The organism is Streptomyces sp. NPDC059582 (assembly GCF_042735715.1).
Lineage (GTDB): Bacteria > Actinomycetota > Actinomycetes > Streptomycetales > Streptomycetaceae > Streptomyces.
In genome coordinates, this window is the sequence record NZ_JBHWCC010000047.1 from 60,757 (window position 1) to 76,362 (window position 15,606).

General features: G+C 71.8%; 12 protein-coding genes. 6 read left to right on the top strand and 6 right to left on the bottom strand.

Translation table 11 applies throughout. The features are described 5' to 3' along the window. Nucleotides 1-8 precede the first annotated feature (8 nt). Nucleotides 9-2,330: a bifunctional salicylyl-CoA 5-hydroxylase/oxidoreductase gene (locus tag ACFV0T_RS31825; protein WP_385786683.1), complete on the top strand. Its 2,322-nt coding sequence runs from the start codon at nt 9-11 to the stop codon at nt 2,328-2,330. Nucleotides 2,331-2,376: 46 nt separating this feature from the next. Here the strand turns inward: ACFV0T_RS31825 and ACFV0T_RS31830 are convergent, their stop codons facing one another. Beyond that, nucleotides 2,377-3,189, bottom strand: a complete 813-nt coding sequence (locus ACFV0T_RS31830) for a PaaX family transcriptional regulator C-terminal domain-containing protein (RefSeq protein ID WP_385786686.1) — start codon at nt 3,187-3,189, stop codon at nt 2,377-2,379. Nucleotides 3,190-3,232: 43 nt separating this feature from the next. Continuing rightward, nucleotides 3,233-4,834: an AMP-binding protein gene (locus ACFV0T_RS31835; protein ID WP_385786689.1), complete on the bottom strand. Its 1,602-nt coding sequence runs from the start codon at nt 4,832-4,834 to the stop codon at nt 3,233-3,235. 134 nt (nt 4,835-4,968) lie between these two features. Here ACFV0T_RS31835 and ACFV0T_RS31840 point away from each other — a divergent pair, with 134 nt between their 5' ends. Both ACFV0T_RS31840 and ACFV0T_RS31845 read left to right on the top strand, forming a co-directional pair. Then, the gene (locus tag ACFV0T_RS31840; protein ID WP_385786692.1) at nt 4,969-6,435 is read left to right on the top strand and encodes an acyl-CoA dehydrogenase family protein; all 1,467 of its coding nucleotides are present in this window, start codon (nt 4,969-4,971) and stop codon (nt 6,433-6,435) included. Then, a complete protein-coding gene (locus tag ACFV0T_RS31845; protein WP_385786695.1) occupies nt 6,432-6,833 on the top strand; it encodes a RidA family protein in 402 nt (133 codons plus the stop codon). Before ACFV0T_RS31840 ends, ACFV0T_RS31845 begins: the two co-directional genes overlap by 4 nt. A 385-nt stretch (nt 6,834-7,218) precedes the next feature. Here the strand turns inward: ACFV0T_RS31845 and ACFV0T_RS31850 are convergent, their stop codons facing one another. Next, complete coding sequence (locus ACFV0T_RS31850; RefSeq protein ID WP_385786698.1) at nt 7,219-7,413, bottom strand: DUF5999 family protein; 195 nt, start codon at nt 7,411-7,413, stop codon at nt 7,219-7,221. A 242-nt stretch (nt 7,414-7,655) separates the two neighbouring features. Between ACFV0T_RS31850 and ACFV0T_RS31855 the strand changes: the two genes are divergently transcribed. Then, entirely contained in the window at nt 7,656-8,081 is a 426-nt protein-coding gene (locus tag ACFV0T_RS31855) for a DUF6299 family protein (RefSeq protein ID WP_385786701.1), read from the top strand. Between the two features lie 170 nt (nt 8,082-8,251). Here ACFV0T_RS31855 and ACFV0T_RS31860 read toward each other — a convergent pair whose 3' ends face one another. Then, nucleotides 8,252-9,601, bottom strand: coding sequence for an MFS transporter (locus tag ACFV0T_RS31860; protein WP_385786704.1), 1,350 nt, complete (start codon nt 9,599-9,601; stop codon nt 8,252-8,254). A gap of 192 nt (nt 9,602-9,793) precedes the next feature. Between ACFV0T_RS31860 and ACFV0T_RS31865 the strand changes: the two genes are divergently transcribed. After that, nucleotides 9,794-10,297, top strand: a complete 504-nt coding sequence (locus ACFV0T_RS31865) for a MarR family winged helix-turn-helix transcriptional regulator (RefSeq protein WP_385786707.1) — start codon at nt 9,794-9,796, stop codon at nt 10,295-10,297. A gap of 106 nt (nt 10,298-10,403) precedes the next feature. Here ACFV0T_RS31865 and ACFV0T_RS31870 read toward each other — a convergent pair whose 3' ends face one another. Both ACFV0T_RS31870 and ACFV0T_RS31875 read right to left on the bottom strand, forming a co-directional pair. After that, nucleotides 10,404-11,933 (bottom strand): helix-turn-helix domain-containing protein, encoded by a 1,530-nt coding sequence (locus tag ACFV0T_RS31870; protein WP_385786709.1) that lies wholly within the window; start codon nt 11,931-11,933, stop codon nt 10,404-10,406. A 64-nt stretch (nt 11,934-11,997) separates the two neighbouring features. Next, on the bottom strand, nt 11,998-12,195 hold the full coding sequence (locus ACFV0T_RS31875; protein ID WP_385786712.1) for a DUF4236 domain-containing protein: 198 nt from the start codon (nt 12,193-12,195) through the stop codon (nt 11,998-12,000). A 637-nt stretch (nt 12,196-12,832) separates the two neighbouring features. Between ACFV0T_RS31875 and acnA the strand changes: the two genes are divergently transcribed. Continuing rightward, nucleotides 12,833-15,556 (top strand): aconitate hydratase AcnA, encoded by a 2,724-nt coding sequence (gene acnA / locus ACFV0T_RS31880; RefSeq protein WP_385786715.1) that lies wholly within the window; start codon nt 12,833-12,835, stop codon nt 15,554-15,556. The last annotated feature ends 50 nt before the right edge of the window (nt 15,557-15,606 follow it).

Consider the following 15,606-nt stretch of genomic DNA (forward strand, 5'->3'; position numbering starts at 1 on the left):
AGGTGGCCATGAAGGTCGCAGTCGTCGGGGGCGGCCCGGGGGGCCTGTACACGGCCGCGCTCCTCAAACGCCTCGACCCCGCCAGGGAGGTCACCGTCTGGGAGCGCAACACCCCCGACGACACCTTCGGCTTCGGGGTGGTCCTGTCCGACGAGACGCTCGGCGGCATCGAACACGCGGATCCGGTGGTCTACGAGGCGCTGAAGGCCGAGTTCGTGCGCTGGGACGACATCGACATCGTGCACCGGGGCGTACGGCACCGCTCCGGCGGCCACGGCTTCGCCGCGCTGGGCCGGCGCCGGCTGCTGGAGATCCTGCACGACCGCTGCCGGTCGCTCGGCGTGGAACTGCGCTTCCGTACCGAGGCGCCCTATCCGGCCTGGCTGGCGGAGACGTACGACCTCGTCGTCGCCGCCGACGGAGTGCACAGCACGACCCGCGAGGCCTACGCCGACGTCTTCCGGCCCCGGCTGACCAGCCACCGCTGCCGCTATGTCTGGCTCGCCGCCGACTTCGCCTTCGACGCCTTCCGCTTCGAGGTCGCCGAGACCGAGCACGGCGTGATGCAGCTGCACGGCTACCCCTACGCCCGCCCGTCCGCCGACCACCACTCCTCGACGAGGCCCTCCGGGCCACAGCATCAACTCGGCGCCTCGACCGTGATCGTCGAGATGCGCGAGGAGGTCTGGCGGGCCGCCGGCTTCGACGAACTCGACGAGGGGGAGTCGATCGACCGCTGTGCCAAGATCTTCTCGGACGCGCTCGGCGGCCGGCCGCTGCGTTCCAACAACTCCGCGTGGACCACCTTCCGTACGGTGGTCAACGAGCGCTGGTCGCACGGCAACGTCGTCCTGCTCGGCGACGCAGCCCACACCGCCCACTTCTCCATCGGCTCCGGCACCAAGCTGGCCGTCGAGGACGCCCTCGCCCTGGCGGCCTGTCTGGCCGAACAGGACTCCACGGCGCGTGCCCTCGCGGCCTACGAGGAGGAGCGCAAACCCGTCGTCGCCTCCACCCAGCGGGCGGCCCGCGCCAGCCTGGAGTGGTTCGAGGACCTCGACCTGTACCTCGGCCAGGGACCCCGCCAGTTCGCCTTCAACCTGCTCACCCGCAGCCGCCGCGTCACCCACGACAACCTGCGGCTGCGTGACGCCCACTTCACCGGGGCCGTGGAGCGCGAGTTCGGCTGCCCGCCCGGCACGCCCCCGATGTTCACCCCGTTCCGACTGCGCGGCCTGACCCTGCCCAACAGGGTCGTCGTCTCGCCGATGGACGTGTACTCGGCGGTCGACGGCGTCCCCGGCGACTTCCACCTCGTCCACCTGGGCGCCCGGGCGCTCGGCGGGGCCGGTCTGGTGATGACCGAGATGGTGTGCGTGAGCGAGGAGGGGCGCATCACCCCCGGGTGCGCCGGTCTCTACACCGGCCGGCAGGCCGAGGCATGGCGGCGGATCACCGAGTTCGTGCACGCCCAGGCACCGGGCACCGCGATCGGCATCCAACTGGGCCACTCCGGCCGCAAGGGCTCGACCAGGCGGATGTGGGAGGGCATGGACGAGCCGCTGCCCGCCGACAACTGGCCGCTGGTGGCGCCCTCCGCCGTCCCGTACCGGCCGGACAGCCAGACCCCGCGCGCGCTCAGCCGCGCCCAGCTCACCGATCTGCGCGAGCAGTTCGCGGCCGCCACCTGGCGCGCGGCCCGCGCCGGATTCGACCTCCTCGAACTGCACTGCGCTCACGGCTACCTGCTGTCGAGCTTCCTCTCCCCCCTGACGAACCACCGCACCGACGCCTACGGCGGCTCCCTCGCGAAGCGGCTCCGCTTCCCCCTGGAGGTCTTCGACGCCGTCCGCGGGGTGTGGCCGCAGGAACGGCCCATGACGGTCCGTATCTCCGCCACCGACTGGGCGGAGGGCGGTACGACGGCCGACGACGCCGTCGAGATCGCCCGCGCCTTCGCCGCGCACGGCGCCGACGCGGTCGACGTGTCGACGGGGCAGGTGGTGGCCGACGAACAGCCGGAGTTCGGCCGCTCGTACCAGACCCCGTTCGCGGACCGCGTCCGCCACGAGGCGGGCATCCCGGTGATCGCGGTCGGCGCGATCTCCTCCTGGGACGACGTCAACTCCCTGATCCTGGCCGGCCGCGCAGACCTGTGCGCCCTGGCCCGCCCCCATCTCTACGACCCTCAGTGGACCCTCCACGCGGCGGCCGAACAGGGCTACGAGGGCCCGGGCGTGTCCTGGCCGAAGCCGTACCGCGCGGGCAGCAGGCCGCCACGCACGGGCCGCACGGACGCGCCCCGGCCGAGGCTCGATCTGGGCGGGTGAGCGGCGTGACGGCGGCGCTGGGAGCGCGCACCGTGACCGCAGGCCGTCACACGCCCGCGAAGGCCGCCCCGGCGTCCCGCAGTCTTGCGTGCAGTTCCCGGAACGCCGCCGCCGAGCGCTCTCCCGGCCAGTCGGAGGGGAGCAGCCGGGTGGGCAGTCCGGGGTCGGCGTAGGGCAGACGGCGCCAGGAGTCCAGGGCGAGGAGGTAGTCGTGGTAGGCCTCCTCGGGCGGGGTGTCCGCCCGGCGCTGCCAGTCGTGCAGCACACGCGCGTGCCGGTCGAGGAACTCCTCGTGCTCCTTGGCGATCGCCGCCAGGTCCCACCAGCGGGAGACGGCCTCGACGGTCGGCGCGAAGCCCAGGTGTTCGCCGCGGAAGAAGTCCACGTACGGATCGAGGCGCAGCCGCTGGAGCGTGTGCCGGGCCTCTTCGTAGAGGCGGGCCGGGGCGATCCACACGCCGGGCGCGGCGGTGCCGAAACCGAGGCCGGCCAGCCGGGAGCGCAGGACGTGCCGCTTCTGCCGCTCCGACTCCGGCACGGAGAACACCGCCAGCACCCAGCCCTCGTCCGCCGGCGGGGCCGTGGCGTAGATCCGGCGGTCGCCGTCGTCCAGCAACTGCCGCGCCTCCGGCGACAGTTCGTACCCGGCCGCACCCTGGGCCGTACGGGCCGGCAGCAGCAGTCCGCGCCGTTTCAGCCGCGACACCGAGGAGCGCACGGACGGCGCGTCCACGCCGACCGCGGCCAGCAGTCTGATCAGCTCGGCGACGGGCACCGGGCCGGGCATGAAGCGGCCGTACGCGCCGTAGAGCGTGACGATGAGGGACCGGGGTGCGTGCTGCTCGGACACGTTGATCATCTTAGGTCGTCACTCTCACCGCGGGGCGCCACCGGTCGACGCATCACCGCTGGTCACCCTCGGTACGCAGCCTGAACCGCTGGAGCTTGCCGGTCGCCGTGCGCGGCAGCGCGTCCAGGAAGACGATCTCGCGCGGGCACTTGTACGGCGCCAGCTCCTCCCTGACGAACGCGCGCAACGCCTCCGCGTCCGCGCTCGATCCCTCCCGCAGCACGACGTAGGCCGCCACGACCTGCCCGCGCAGCTCGTCGGGCCGGCCGACCACCGCCGTCTCGACCACGTCCGGATGGCGCAGCAGCGCGTCCTCGACCTCCGGGCCCGCGATGTTGTACCCCGCCGAGATGATCATGTCGTCGGCGCGGGCGACATAGCGGAAGTAGCCGTCGGGGTCCCGGACGTAGGTGTCGCCGGTGACGTTCCAGCCGCCGCGCACGTACTCGCGCTGCCGCGGATCGGCTAGGTAGCGGCAGCCGACCGGCCCGCGCACCGCCAGCAGTCCGGGTTCCCCGTCGGGTACGGGATCGCCGTCGGCGTCCTGTACGCGCGCGTGCCACCCCGGTACGGGCACGCCGGTCGTACCCGGGCGGATGTGCTCGTCAGCGGCCGAGATGAAGATGTGCAGCAGTTCGGTGGCACCGATGCCGTTGATGACCCGCAGCCCGGTCCGCTCGTGCCAGGCCCGCCAGGTGGCCGCGGGCAGGTTCTCGCCCGCGGAGACGCAGCGGCGCAGGGACGACACGTCGTGCCGGTCCAGCTCGGCGAGCATCGCGCGGTACGCGGTCGGCGCGGTGAACAGCACGGAGACGCGGTGCTCGGCGATGGCGGGCAACAGCTGCCGGGGAGTGGCCTGTTCCAGCAGCAGGGTGCTGGCGCCGGCCCGCATCGGGAAGACGACCAGCCCACCGAGTCCGAAGGTGAAGCCGAGCGGGGGGCTGCCGACGAAGACGTCGTCCGGCCGCGGCTTGAGAACCTGCTTGGAGAAGGTGTCCGCGACGGCCAGGACGTCCCGGTGGAAGTGCATGCACCCCTTCGGACGGCCGGTGGTGCCGGAGGTGAAGGCGATCAGCGCCACGTCGTCGGCCGCGGTGTCGACGGTGGGGTACGGGGTGCCGGGCGCCGGCCGGTTGAGGAGGTCGTCGGGGGAGTCACCGCCGTAGGTGGTGATCCGCAGTCCGGTGACCTCCGCCTTGGTCAGGTCGTCGACGGCCCGGATGTCGCACAGCGCGTGCCCGACCTGGGCGATCCGGCACATCGTGCGCAGCTCGTGCGGGCGCTGCTGGGCCAGCACGGTGACGGCGACCGCGCCCGCCTTCAGCACCGCCAGCCAGCAGGCGGCCAGCCACGGCGTGGTGGGGCCGCGCAGCAGGACCCGGTTGCCCGGGACGACGCCGAGGTCACCGGTGAGGACATGGGCGAGGCGGTCCACGTGCGCGCGCAGGTCGCCGTAGGTCCAGGTCCCCGCGGTGGGGGAGTGGAACACCGGGCGGCCGGGGTCGGCGTGGTCCAGGAGTTCGGCGGCGCAGTTCAGCCGTTCGGGGTAGCGCAGCTCCGGCAGGTCGAAGCGCAGCTCCGGCCACTCGTCCGGCGGCGGGAGATGGTCGCGCGCGAAGGTGTCGACATGGGCGGAGCGGATCGGGCCGGCCATGGGCGGTTCGCCCCCTTGCCGTCGTGGGCGTCGTGGTGGGCTCGCGCATCGAGCGTATCGTGTTGGTGACGGCAGTCAACGGTGCGCGATACCGTCGGGGATGGCCGTACAGGTCATGGGAGAGAGGACCGGCAATGCCCGCATTCTCGCTCGAACCGGAACATATCGCCCGGTGTGCCGAACTGCGCGCCCTGGCCGCCGAACGGCTGCGACCGATCGCCGACAAGGGCGAGCCGGGCCGCGTCAACCGCCCGCTCGTCGCGGAGCTGGGCCGGCTGGGCCTGTTGTCCCGCCTCTTCACGGCCGGCGCGCTCGACCTGTGTCTGCTGCGGGAGTCCCTGGCGTACGCGTGCACCGAGGCGGAGACGGCCCTCGCCCTCCAGGGCCTGGGCGCCCACCCGGTCCACGCCCACGGCACCCCGGCCCAGCGGCGGCGCTGGCTGCCCCGCGTCGCCGACGGCAGCGCGGTCGCCGCGTTCGCCCTGAGCGAGCCCGGGGCGGGGTCGGACGCGGGGGCACTGGCACTGCGGGCCGAACCGGACGGGCCGCGCACCGGTGATGAGCCGTCCGACGCCACGGGCGAAACCGCGGGCGGAGCCACCGGGCCGCGCCGGGGTGACGCGCCGTCCGACGGCGTCGGGCCGGGCGCGGCCGCCGGGCCGCAAGGGGCCGCCGGGCCCGGTGCGGGTGGCGCTGCGTCCGGTTCTGCTGGGTCGGGTGCGGGTGATGCCTCGTCTGGCTCTGCCGGGTCGGGTGTGGGCGGGGATGCGCCCGGCTCGGCGGGCGCGGGCGTCGCCGCGTCCGTTGCCGCCGGGTCGCGCGCGGGCGGCGGGACCCTCGCCGTCCCGCGGCCCGACTCCGCCCTCGCCGCCGAGTCCGACGGCCCGTCCGGCTGGCGGCTCAGCGGTGAGAAGTGCTGGATCTCCAACGCCCCCGACGCCGACTTCTACACCGTCTTCGCGCGCACCACCCCGGGGGCGGGTGCCCGGGGTGTGACCGCGTTCCTCGTGCCCGCCGACCGCCCCGGCCTCACCGGCACCGGCCTGGACATGCTCTCCCCGCACGCCATCGGCGCTCTCGACTTCGACGCCGTACCCGTGACCGCCGACGATGTGCTCGGGGAGACCGACCGCGGTTTCCGGGTCGCCATGGGCACCCTCAACCTGTTCCGGCCCAGCGTCGGCGCCTTCGCCGTCGGCATGGCCCAGGCGGCACTGGACGCGACCCTCGCGCACACGGACCGCCGGGAGGCCTTCGGGGGCAGGCTGCGCGATCTCCAGACCGTCGCCCACCAGGTCGCCGAGATGGCCCTGCGGACCGAGGCGGCCCGGCTGATGGTGTACGCGGCGGCCACGGCGTACGACGAGGGCGCCCCGGACATCCCCCGGCGCGCCGCGATGGCGAAGCTGCTCGCCACCGAGACCGCGCAGTACGTCGTCGACACAGCCGTCCAACTGCACGGCGCGCGGGCGCTGGAGCGCGGCCACCTGCTGGAACACCTCTACCGCGAGGTGCGCGCACCGCGCGTCTACGAGGGTGCGAGCGAGGTCCAACGGGGCATCATCGCCAAGGAGTTGTACGCCGGCCTGGAGGTGTCGTGACCGCCGAACGCGTCAACCCGCCGGAGTTGTCCCCACCGACCGGCTTCTCGCACGCGGTCGTCGCCACCGGGGCCCGTCTGGTGTTCCTGGCCGGCCAGACCGCGCTCGACGCGGACGGCAAGGTCGTCGGCACGACGTTGCCGGAGCAGTTCGAGCGGGCGCTCACCAACCTGCTGACCGCGCTGACCGCGGCCGGCGGCACGCCGGCCGACCTGGCCCGGGTCACGGTGTACGCCACGGATGTCGCCGACTACCGCGCGCGGGCCCCCGAACTCGGCAGGATCTGGCGGCGGTTGGCGGGGCGTGACTACCCGGCGATGGCGGTGGTCGGGATCGTGCGCCTGTGGGACGAACAGGCGCAGGTCGAACTCGACGGCTTCGCCGTACTGGATTCGTGACCGCCGAGTCCCTGCGCCGCTCCGGCCTGGTGACCGCCGGGTCGCTGCGCCGCTCCGGCCTGGTGACCGCCGGGTCGCTGCGCCGCTCCGGCCTGGTGACCGCCGGGTCGCTGCGCCGCTCCGGCCTGGTGACTGCCGGGTCGTTGCGCCGCTCCGGCCTGGTGACCGCCGGGTCGTTGCGCCGCTCCGGCCTGGTGACCGCCGAGTCCCTGCGCCGCTCCGGCCTGGTGACCACCGAGTCCCTGCGCCGCTCCGGCCTTGTGACCGCCGGGTTCGTGCGCCGTACCGGGTTCGTGGGCCGTACCGGGGTGGTGGGCCGTACCGGGGTGGTAGGCCGCACCGGCTCGGCGACCTCCGGGTTCGTGGGTTCCCGGAGGGATCGTGCTCAGGCGGCGATGGCGAGCTGCTCGACCGGCGGCCGGTGCGGTGCGACGACCCGGCCGTCGGGCCGCAGCTCACCGGTGTCGTCGAAGGCGATCGTGCCGTCGCACAGCAGGCTCCAGCCCTGTTCGGGGCGGGCGGCGACGACGTGTGCGGCGGGGGCGTCGGCCGAAGGGCACGAGGGCTGGTGGACACACATGGTGCACCTCCATTTCGGGGGGACCGCCCGTACGGCCGGTCCCGTATGACCCGTATGAAGAGACCATGCTCCGGTCGCGCGGCCACCGGAACGGCCTGCCGGCAAGCGTGACAACACCCGGACAACTCCAGGACGGTTCGCCGACGCTCGGTGCGGACTCGCCACCGAAGGAGTGATGATCACCGCCGCCGGGACGGTTGCCCGGTACCAGTGGAGGCCCCCACATCACAGGAGGTCTTCCGATGTCTTTCCGCCCCGCCCTCGCCGCTGCCGCCGCCGCGCTGTTCCTGCTGGCCGCCCCCGCCGTGACCGCCACCGCCGACCCCTTCGAGTCCGTGACCGTCGACCCGACGGGCCGGGTCACCGCCGACGGCACCGTCACCCTCTCCGGCACCTACCGCTGTGCGTCCGGCGCGGGCCCGGTCTTCGTCAGCTCCTCGGTGGGTCAGGACTCCCCGAACCTCCGCCACGGCATCGGCGGCACCAGCGCGGTCTGTGACGGCGCCGAGCACCGCTGGGAGAACACCGGCCGCACCACGCCGGGCGCCCTGAAGCCCGGCGCGGCCCGTGTCGAGGCCACGGTGATGGAACTGAGCCCTCAGGGCGGCCTGCCACTGCCCGTCTTCCACGCCTCCGCGCAGCAGGAGATCACGTTGAAGGAGGGCTGAGGTGCGCCGCGGGTGTCCGGTTTCCCCGCGGTGTCCGGGGCCCGGCGGACACCGTGGCCACCTCCGGCCCGCTCAGCGTCGACGCGCAGGGCGCGACGCGGCACCGCGCCGTGACGGCCCTCCTTCCCCGGCCGGCCGCCGCGGCAGCGCGGCGAGCGGGTGCGGGCGGCTCATGGCCGCGGGTGATCGTTCGTGCTGAGGCGGCCCTGGGTGTCACCTCCGAGGACGCGGTCCTCGCCCAGCGCCGTGTCGGCCAGGACGGCCTCCTCGGGCAGCGCGGGCGTGTCCCGGACCGCCTGTTCGGCGTCCGTCCGCCGTTGCGACGGGCCCGCGTGGCTCTCCTCGCGGTCGGCTTCGGCCAACGCGCGGTGCACCGTGCTCAGCACCACGGCGGCGGCCAGCACCGCCACCGCGCCCAGGACGAACGGGACGTGGACGTTGTAGTGCTCGACCAGCTTGCCCGCCGCGAACGGGGCCAGTCCGCCGCCGATGAACCGTACGAAGCCGTAGGAGGCCGACGCCACGGGCCGCGGTACCGGGGCGACGCTCATCACGGCGGTGGTGACGAGGGTGTTGTTGGTGCCGATGAAGACGCCGGAGACGATCACCGCGCCGATGACGACTCCCGGGCGGTCGGGGAAGAGGCCTATGGCCAGCGTGTCGAGTGCCATCAGCACCAGGGACCCGTAGAGCGTGCGGGCCGTACCGAAGCGGGCCTTGAGTATCGGGGCGCCGAAGACCGCGAAGATCGCGACCAGTACTCCCCAGGCGCAGAAGACACCGCCTAGCCGCAACGCCGACAGGTGCATCAGGAACGGCGCGTAGCCGAGGATGGTGAAGAAGCCCCAGTTGTACAGCAGGCCGGTGACGCCGGTGGTGGCCAGAGCGCGGTGCCGCAGCGCCTTGACGGGCTCACTGATCGAGGAGCGCTGCGCCGGCCGGGGGGTCGGGGGGACCAGGATCGCGGTGGCCACCAGGGCGACGAGCATCAGGACGCCGACGCCGAAGAAGGGGCCACGCCAGCTGATGTCGCCCAACAGGCCGCCCAGCAGCGGGCCGCACGCGATGCCCACGCCGAGCGCGGTCTCGTAGAGCACGATCGCGCCCTTGAACCCACCGCTGGCCGAACCCACGATCACCGCCAGCGAGGTGGCGATGAACAGGGCGTTGCCCACTCCCCAGCCCGCCCGGAAGCCGACGATCTGCCCGATGGATCCACTGGCGCCGGCGATCGCCGAGAACACCACGATCAGCGACAGGCCCACGATCAGCGTGTTCTTGGCGCCCAGCCGGCTGGACACCCAGCCGGTCACCAGCATCGCCACCGCGGTGACCACCAGATAGCTGGTGAACAGGAGTTCCACCTGGCTCGGACTGGCACACAACTGGGCGGCCAGCGACGGCAGGATCGGATCGACCAGCCCGATGCCCATGAAGGAGATCACGCAGGCGAACGCCACCGCCCACACGGCCTTCGGCTGACGGAACGGGCTCGGCGCGCTCGCCGTGTCCGCGCTCATGAGGCGTCCCCTGCGTTGCCGCGGCGGCACCGCGCGGACTCGATGTGTGTCATAGGTCTTCCTCTGTGAGGGGAGGTGCGCCGAGCCCGTTCGGCGCGGCCCGGACGTGTTCACGACGAAGACTGTATTGGGCATCTATATAGAGGGTCAATATAGATTGCCTATCATATAGAGGCGGCTAAACTTCAGGTCATGAGCAGATCCACTCCCGCCGACGGCGAAGACCGGGCCGACGCGTTGAGCCGGTCGGCCGCCGCGGTGTACCGACTGCTCTCCTCGCTGATCCTGCAGGTGCCCCGCGAGTTGAGCCCGACCTCGTCGGCGACGCTGGCCGCCCTGAACGGCGGCGGTCCTCACCGCATCACCGACCTGGCCAGAATCGCGGGCGTCACCCAGCCCTCCGTGACCGCGCTGGTGACCACGCTGGAGCGGTCCGGCTTCGTCGAGCGCCGCAGCGACCCGGCCGACCGGCGCGTCGTCCTGGTCGCCATCACGCCGGCCGGTTCGGAGTACCTCCTCGCCCGACGCCGGCGCAACGTCGAGGCGTTCGCGCGCGTCATCGCCGAACTGCCCCCCGACGAGGCGGCCGCGCTGCACGCGGCCGCCCCGGCCCTTGAACACCTGAGCGAACTCACCGACGACCTGCGCAACGCGAGCCGCTCGCCCGACGGATCCGGCCGGAAGGCCGACGTCTAGGGAGTCACCGCTCCCGCATCGCCCCCGGCGCCGCACGCGGGCAGCACGAAGGCCGCCGCACCTCCGAAGAGATGCGGCGGCCTCCGCCGTTCAGCTGCCGAGGACGCTAGATGTCCCGGAAGATCTCGATCTGCGCCCCGATCGAGTTCAGCCGCTCGGCCAGGTCCTCGTAGCCGCGGTTGATGACGTACACGTTGCGCAGTACGGAGGTGCCCTCGGCCGCCATCATCGCCAGCAGGACGACCACGGCGGGGCGCAGGGCCGGCGGGCACATCATCTCGGCGGCGCGCCAGCGGGTCGGGCCCTCGACCAGGACCCGGTGCGGGTCCAGCAGTTGGAGACGGCCGCCGAGGCGGTTGAGGTCCGTCAGGTAGATCGCGCGGTTGTCGTAGACCCAGTCGTGGATGAGGGTCTTGCCCTGCGCCGAGGCCGCGATGGCCGCGAAGAAGGGGACGTTGTCGATGTTCAGACCCGGGAACGGCATCGGGTGGATCTTGTCGATCGGCGCCTCCAGCTTGGAGGGCCGGACGGTGAGGTCCACCAGCCGCGTACGGCCGTTGTCGGCGAAGTACTCGGCGGTGCGGTCGTGGTCGAGGCCCATCTCCTCCAGGACCGCGAGCTCGATCTCGAGGAACTCGATCGGCACCCGGCGCACGGTCAGCTCCGACTCGGTGACGACGGCGGCGGCCACCAGGCTCATCGCCTCGACCGGGTCCTCGGAAGGGGAGTAGTCGACGTCGACATCGATGTCGGGAATGCCGTGCACGGTGAGCGTGGTGGTGCCGATGCCCTCGACCTTGACGCCGAGCGCCTCCAGGAAGAAGCAGAGGTCCTGGACCATGTAGTTGGAGGAGGCGTTGCGGATGACCGTGACGCCGTTGTGCCGGGCGGCCGCGAGCAGCGCGTTCTCGGTCACCGTGTCGCCGCGCTCGGTCAGCACGATGGGCCGGGCCGGGCGGACGGCGCGGTCGACCACGGCGTGGTACTGCCCCTCGGTCGCCGCGACGTCCAGGCCGAACCGGCGCAGCGCGATCATGTGCGGCTCGATGGTCCGCGTACCGAGGTCGCAGCCGCCGGCGTAGGGCAGCTTGAAGTGGTCCATGACGTGCAGCAGCGGTCCGAGGAACATGATGATCGAGCGCGTCCGGACGGCCGCCTCGGCGTCGATCGCCTCCATCTCCAGCTGCGCCGGCGGCACGATCTCCAGGTCGACGCCGTCGTTGATCCACCGGGTGCGCACGCCGATCGAGCCGAGCACCTCCAGCAGGCGGTAGACCTCCTCGATGCGGGCGACCCGGCGCAGCACCGTGCGTCCCTTGTTGAGCAGCGTGGCGCACAGCAGCGCCACGCACGCGTTCTTGCTCGTCTTGACGTCGATGGCACCGGACAGCCGGCGGCCGCCGACCACCCGCAGATGCATCGGACCCGCGTAGCCCAGAGAGACGATTTCGCTGTCCAGTGCTTCACCGATTCGGGCGATCATCTCAAGGCTGATGTTTTGGTTGCCGCGCTCGATGCGATTGACGGCGCTCTGGCTGGTGCCGAGCGCCTCGGCGAGCTGTGCCTGTGTCCAGCCCCGGTGCTGCCGGGCGTCACGGATGAGCTTGCCGATACGTACGAGGTAGTCGTCTGCCATGGGGTTGAGGCTATCTCAGATATGAGATGGCGCCTTCTGGGGGGTCCGTTCGGGTGATGGGCCGTCAACCCCGCTTGGAGGTACGGGTTCGACGCCATCCGAAAGGTCCGGGCAAATCCACCGATGTCGTACGACGTCCGGTGCTGCTGTGGGTGCGGCGCGGGCCGTGCTTGCCGCCGGTAGTGATGGACCAGGAGTGGCGGTTGATGTTCAGGCGCACTCCGGGCAGGATCCGGAAGCTCTTGCGGAAGGTGAGCGGCATCGAGGTCTCCTTCAGGGGCTCGGTAATTCGTCCGTCTCCTTGCGCCTACCCCGACTTGGCGTACTGATGACCGAACTCACCTGCTTCTCGGTCGAGGCGGTTTCGTGGCCGAGGGGTGCGTCGGCGCGGCGGCGGGGTCGAGGGGTGCGGCGTTGGAGCGGCGGCGGAGGTCGAGGGGTGCGGTGGCGCGGCGGTTTCGTGGCCGAGGGGTGCGGCGTCGGCGCGGCGGCGGGGCCGAGGGGTGCGGCGTCGGCGCGGCGGCGGAGCTCGAGGGGTGCGGCTGCGGCGGGATCGACGAGCGCGGCGACGCCCGGCGGCGGGGCCGAGAGGTGTGCCGGTGGCGCGGTGGCAGCGAGGTCGAGGAGCCCGGCGGCGGGGCGGCGGCGGGGTCGCGGAGTGCGGCGGTGGCGCGGTGGTGTGGGGCATGCCACTGATTCCCGGCACGGCGCAGCCGGGCCGGGCATGACCAGCCAGCCCCCATGTACTAGAGTTATCTCGACATCGAGATATCTGCCGAGGCGCACCGCAGCCGTCACCCCGGTAAGGGTTACCTAACTTAGCCTGCCCTCAGCGGATCGGCCAAGTCCGCGTGACGGCAGGATGCGGTGGTACGCGCACATCAATGAAGGAGACTGTCGTGTCGGCGAACAGCTTCGACGCCCGCAGCACGCTGCAGGTGGGCGACGAGTCGTACGAGATCTTCCGGCTGGACAAGGTGGAAGGCTCGGCTCGCCTTCCGTACAGCCTGAAGGTGCTGCTGGAGAACCTGCTCCGCACCGAGGACGGCGCGAACATCACCGCCGACCACATCCGCGCGCTCGGCACCTGGGACTCCCAGGCCCAGCCGTCGCAGGAGATCCAGTTCACGCCGGCCCGCGTGATCATGCAGGACTTCACCGGCGTGCCCTGTGTCGTCGACCTCGCCACCATGCGTGAGGCCGTCAAGGAGCTCGGCGGCGACCCGGCGAAGATCAACCCGCTGGCCCCGGCCGAGCTGGTCATCGACCACTCCGTCATCGCCGACAAGTTCGGCACCAACGAAGCCTTCGCCCAGAACGTCGAGCTGGAGTACGGCCGCAACAAGGAGCGCTACCAGTTCCTGCGCTGGGGCCAGACCGCGTTCGACGAGTTCAAGGTCGTCCCGCCGGGCACCGGCATCGTCCACCAGGTGAACATCGAGCACCTCGCGCGCACCGTCATGGTGCGCGGCGGCCAGGCCTACCCCGACACCCTCGTCGGTACGGACTCGCACACCACCATGGTCAACGGCCTCGGCGTGCTCGGCTGGGGCGTCGGCGGCATCGAGGCCGAGGCCGCGATGCTCGGCCAGCCGGTCTCCATGCTCATCCCGCGCGTCGTCGGCTTCAAGCTCACCGGTGAGCTGACGCCCGGCACCACCGCCACCGACCTCGTGCTGACCATCACCGAGATGCTCCGCAAGCACGGTGTCGTCGGCAAGTTCGTCGAGTTCTACGGCGAGGGCGTCGCCGCCACGAGCCTCGCCAACCGCGCCACCATCGGCAACATGTCGCCGGAGTTCGGCTCCACCGCCGCGATCTTCCCGATCGACGACGAGACCCTGAACTACCTCAAGCTCACCGGCCGCTCCGCGCAGCAGGTCGCGCTCGTCGAGGCGTACGCCAAGGAGCAGGGCCTCTGGCTGGACCCGAAGGCCGAGCCGGACTTCTCCGAGAAGCTCGAGCTGGACCTGTCGACGGTCGTCCCCTCGATCGCCGGCCCGAAGCGTCCGCAGGACCGCATCGTCCTCGCGGGTGCCGCCCAGCAGTTCTCCCAGGACGTCCGCAACTACGTGGACGACACGGACGAGGCGGGCAAGGAGTCCTTCCCGGCCTCCGACTCGCCCGCGCAGCACCCCAACGGCGCCCCCTCGCGGCCGACCCTCGTCACCGCCCCCGACGGCTCGACCTACGAGATCGACCACGGCGCGGTCACGGTCGCGGCCATCACCTCCTGCACCAACACCTCGAACCCGTACGTCATGGTCGCCGCCGCGCTCGTCGCGAAGAAGGCCGTGGAGAAGGGCCTGACCCGCAAGCCGTGGGTCAAGACCACCCTCGCCCCGGGCTCCAAGGTCGTCACCGACTACTTCGACAAGGCGGGCCTGACCCCCTACCTCGACAAGGTCGGCTTCAACCTCGTCGGCTACGGCTGCACCACCTGCATCGGCAACTCCGGCCCGCTGCCGGAGGAGGTCTCCAAGGCCGTCAACGAGCACGACCTCGCGGTCACCTCGGTCCTCTCCGGCAACCGGAACTTCGAGGGCCGGATCAACCCCGACGTCAAGATGAACTACCTGGCGTCCCCGCCGCTGGTCGTGGCGTACGCCATCGCCGGCTCCATGAAGGTGGACATCACCAAGGACGCCCTGGGCACCGACCAGGACGGCAACCCGGTCCACCTGAAGGACATCTGGCCGTCCGAGGCCGAGGTCAACGAGGTCGTGGCGAACGCCATCGGCGAGGACATGTTCAACAAGTCCTACCAGGACGTCTTCGCGGGCGACGCCCAGTGGCAGGCGCTGCCGATCCCGACCGGCAACACCTTCGAGTGGGACGCGGAGTCCACCTACGTCCGCAAGCCCCCGTACTTCGAGGGCATGACGATGGAGACCACCCCGGTCTCCGACATCACGGGCGCCCGTGTGCTGGCCAAGCTGGGCGACTCGGTCACCACCGACCACATCTCCCCGGCCGGTGCGATCAAGGCCGACACCCCGGCCGGCAAGTACCTCACCGATCACGGTGTGGAGCGTCGTGACTTCAACTCCTACGGCTCGCGCCGAGGCAACCACGAGGTCATGATCCGCGGCACGTTCGCCAACATCCGCCTGCGCAACCAGATCGCACCGGGCACCGAGGGCGGCTACACCCGCGACTTCACCCGGTCCGATGAGGGTGCTCCGGTGTCGTTCATCTACGACGCCTCCCGCAACTACATCGAGCAGGGCATCCCGCTGGCCATCCTGGCCGGCAAGGAGTACGGCTCCGGCTCGTCCCGCGACTGGGCCGCCAAGGGCACCGCGCTGCTCGGCGTCAAGGCCGTCATCGCCGAGTCGTACGAGCGCATCCACCGCTCGAACCTCATCGGCATGGGCGTGCTCCCGCTCCAGTTCCCGGAGGGCCAGAGCGCCGAGACCCTCGGTCTGACCGGCGAGGAGACCTTCTCCTTCACCGGCGTCGAGGAGCTGAACAACGGCACCACGCCGCGCACGGTCAAGGTCACCACCGACACCGGTGTCGAGTTCGACGCGGTCGTCCGCATCGACACCCCCGGTGAGGCGGACTACTACCGCAACGGCGGCATCATGCAGTACGTGCTGCGCAACCTGATCCGCAAGTAGGCCTCGGCCGCACGGCGAAGGGCCGCACCCCCGGCAACGGGGTGCGGCCC